This is a genomic window from Sporosarcina sp. P2 (genome assembly GCF_002743255.1).
Taxonomy (GTDB): Bacteria; Bacillota; Bacilli; order Bacillales_A; family Planococcaceae; genus Sporosarcina.
Window position 1 is genome coordinate 2,501 of the sequence record NZ_PDYY01000027.1, and the last position, 2,429, is coordinate 4,929.

The following is a 2,429-nucleotide window of genomic DNA, read 5'->3' on the forward strand; positions in this document are numbered from 1 at the left end:
CGTGAGGGAAAGGTGAAAAGCACCCCGGAAGGGGAGTGAAATAGATCCTGAAACCGTGCGCTTACAAATTGTCAGAGCCCGTTAATGGGTGATGGCGTGCCTTTTGTAGAATGAACCGGCGAGTTACGATTCCATGCAAGGTTAAGCTGAGAAAGCGGAGCCGCAGCGAAAGCGAGTCTGAATAGGGCGAATGAGTATGGGGTCGTAGACCCGAAACCAGGTGATCTACCCATGTCCAGGGTGAAGGTCAGGTAACACTGACTGGAGGCCCGAACCCACGTATGTTGAAAAATGCGGGGATGAGGTGTGGGTAGCGGTGAAATTCCAATCGAACCTGGAGATAGCTGGTTCTCTCCGAAATAGCTTTAGGGCTAGCCTCAAACGAAAGAATCTCGGAGGTAGAGCACTGTTTGGACGAGGGGCCCATCCCGGGTTACCGAATTCAGACAAACTCCGAATGCCGATGATTTATGTTTGGGAGTCAGACAGTGGGTGATAAGATCCATTGTCGAGAGGGAAACAGCCCAGACCACCAGCTAAGGTCCCCAAGTATCTGTTAAGTGGAAAAGGATGTGGCGTTGCCCAGACAACCAGGATGTTGGCTTAGAAGCAGCCATCATTTAAAGAGTGCGTAATAGCTCACTGGTCGAGTGGCGCTGCGCCGAAAATGTACCGGGGCTAAACAGATCACCGAAGCTGTGGATTGACCTTAGGGTCAATGGTAGGAGAGCGTTCCAAGGGCGTTGAAGCTAGACCGGAAGGACTGGTGGAGCGCTTGGAAGTGAGAATGCCGGTATGAGTAGCGAAAGAAGGGTGAGAATCCCTTCCACCGAATGCCCAAGGTTTCCTGAGGAAGGCTCGTCCGCTCAGGGTTAGTCAGGACCTAAGTCGAGGCCGATAGGCGTAGACGATGGACAACAGGTTGATATTCCTGTACCACCTCCCCGCCGTTTGAGTAATGGGGGGACGCAGTAGGATAGGGTGAGCACACAGTTGGTTGTGTGTCTAAGCAGTGAGGTGGAGAACGAGGCAAATCCCGTTCTCATATAACACTAGGCTGTGATGGCGAGGAGATTCATCTCCAGAGTCCCTGATTTCACACTGCCAAGAAAAGCCTCTAGCGAGGCGGGAGGTGCCTGTACCGCAAACCGACACAGGTAGGCGAGGAGAGAATCCTAAGGTGATCGAGAGAACTCTCGTTAAGGAACTCGGCAAAATGACCCCGTAACTTCGGGAGAAGGGGTGCTCTGGTAGGGTGAATAGCCCGAGAGAGCCGCAGTGAATAGGCCCAGGCGACTGTTTAGCAAAAACACAGGTCTCTGCAAAATCGTAAGATGACGTATAGGGGCTGACGCCTGCCCGGTGCTGGAAGGTTAAGAGGAGGGGTTAGCGCAAGCGAAGCTCTGAATTGAAGCCCCAGTAAACGGCGGCCGTAACTATAACGGTCCTAAGGTAGCGAAATTCCTTGTCGGGTAAGTTCCGACCCGCACGAAAGGCGTAACGATCTGGGCACTGTCTCAACGAGAGACTCGGTGAAATTATAATATGCGTGAAGATGCGCATTACCCGCGACAGGACGGAAAGACCCCGTGGAGCTTTACTGTAGCCTGATATTGAATTCCGGTGCAGCCTGTACAGGATAGGTAGGAGCCTTGGATTCCGGAGCGCCAGCTTCGGAGGAGGCATTGGTGGGATACTACCCTGGCTGTATTGGACTTCTAACCCTTGCCCGTGATCCGGGCAGGAGACAGTGTCAGGTGGACAGTTTGACTGGGGCGGTCGCCTCCTAAAGAGTAACGGAGGCGCTCAAAGGTTTCCTCAGAATGGTTGGACATCATTCGCAGAGTGCAAAGGCATAAGGAAGCTTGACTGCGAGACCTACAAGTCGAGCAGGGTCGAAAGACGGACTTAGTGATCCGGTGGTTCCGCATGGAAGGGCCATCGCTCAACGGATAAAAGCTACCCCGGGGATAACAGGCTTATCTCCCCCAAGAGTCCACATCGACGGGGAGGTTTGGCACCTCGATGTCGGCTCGTCGCATCCTGGGGCTGTAGTCGGTCCCAAGGGTTGGGCTGTTCGCCCATTAAAGCGGCACGCGAGCTGGGTTCAGAACGTCGTGAGACAGTTCGGTCCCTATCCGTCGCGGGCGCAGGAAATTTGAGGAGAGCTGTCCTTAGTACGAGAGGACCGGGATGGACATACCGCTGGTGTACCAGTTGTCTTGCCAAAGGCATCGCTGGGTAGCTATGTATGGACGGGATAAATGCTGAAAGCATCTAAGCATGAAGCCCCCTTCAAGATGAGATTTCCCATTACGCAAGTAAGTAAGATCCCTCAAAGATGATGAGGTGGATAGGTCTGGGGTGTAAGTACGGCGACGTATGTAGCTGACAGATACTAATCGATCGAGGACTTAACCTATTATAAA

1 rRNA gene (cut by a window edge) is annotated in these 2,429 nt (G+C 53.1%); it reads left to right on the top strand.

From position 1 onward, the window contains the following. Positions 1 to 2,422 (top strand): 23S ribosomal RNA (locus CSV67_RS16380); it begins 507 nt to the left of the window's first position. Positions 2,423 to 2,429 lie beyond the last annotated feature (7 nt).